General features: G+C 55.1%; 1 protein-coding gene. It reads left to right on the top strand.

Annotated features, from left to right (window positions below; translation table 11 throughout):
• The coding region (gene motB, locus J5224_RS30395; protein ID WP_264628762.1) for a flagellar motor protein MotB at nucleotides 1-945 on the top strand (945 nt) is incomplete at both ends.

Genomic DNA, 945 nt, shown 5'->3' with positions numbered 1-945 from the left:
GGCGGCTCGTGGAAGATAGCTTATGCTGACTTTATGACTGCCATGATGGCGCTGTTTTTGGTGATGTGGCTTATCGCCATTGCCAGCCCATCACAATTGACGCAGATCGCCGAGTATTTTCGAACGCCACTCAAAGTCGCGTTAACCTCAGGCTCTCGCGTCAGTGAAGACAGCAGCCCGATCCCTGGCGGGGGGAATGATTACACCCAGCAGGAAGGCGTCGTCAAACGTGAACCTGAGATGCCTCCCGAAGCCAATCAGCGCGACAGGCTCGACGATATTCGCTTGAATAAATTGCGCGAGCAGTTGGAACAGTTGATCGAATCTGACCCGCGCCTCAGAGCGCTGCGCCCGCACCTGCTGATTGAAATGGTCGATGAAGGGCTACGCATCCAGATTATTGATAGCCAAAATCGCCCCATGTTCAAAACCGGCAGTGCGCAGGTTGAATCCTATATGAGTCATATCCTGCGTGCCATAGCCCCCATTCTTAATGATATCCCCAATAAAATCAGCCTGTCAGGTCATACCGATGACGTGCAATACGCGCAGGGGCAACGTGGCTACAGTAACTGGGAGCTGTCCGCCGATCGCGCGAACTCATCCCGGCGCGAGCTGATTGCCGGCGGCCTTTCTGACGGCAAGGTGCTGCGGGTGGTGGGCATGGCGGATACCATGAGTTTGAAACAGGCCACCAATAAAAATGACGCCATCAACCGCCGCATCAGCTTAATGGTGCTAAACCGTGATGCGCAACGCGCCATTGAGCAAGAAAATAGCGAAAGCCGTGCGATTGATATCGATAAAGCGGAAACTTTGCAAAATTTGCCCGCGGAGAACACTAAACCCGACGAGCCTGCTGCCGACAATAGCAATAGCGGTGCAAGCAATGCACCGGTCCCGGGGGGAGCCACGGGCGTGGGGCCAACGAACAGTGCGCCTCCC

The organism is Candidatus Symbiopectobacterium sp. NZEC135 (assembly GCF_025962695.1).
The sequence above is the reverse complement of the archived record's forward strand: the minus strand, read 5'-3'. Positions and strand labels throughout refer to the sequence as shown.